The following is a 255-nucleotide window of genomic DNA, read 5'->3' on the forward strand; positions in this document are numbered from 1 at the left end:
TCATGCATGAGTCCGGGCTTGTGCTCAAGACATGGTTCTTCGTGATGACGCTGTGCTGGTCGCGGCACCAGTATGCAGAGATCGTCCTCGATCAAACGGTCGAGACGTGGCTGGCCTGCCACCGGCGTGCCTTCGAATGGTTCGGCGGCCGCGTGGAGCGCGTGATCATCGACAACGCCAAATGCGCGATTACAAAGGCGTGTATGTACGATCCCGAGGTACAGCGCTCGTACGCCGCGCTGGCCGAGGGGTACG

General features: G+C 61.2%; 1 pseudogene. It reads left to right on the plus strand.

Going from position 1 to position 255, the window contains the following annotated elements:
- Window positions 1–255, plus strand: a pseudogene (locus ACLFKU_RS44690) (IS21 family transposase); the annotation flags it as partial.

Origin of the sequence: Paraburkholderia sp. EG304 (assembly GCF_046543485.1) — a bacterium.
Taxonomy (GTDB): domain Bacteria; phylum Pseudomonadota; class Gammaproteobacteria; order Burkholderiales; family Burkholderiaceae; genus Paraburkholderia; species Paraburkholderia youngii.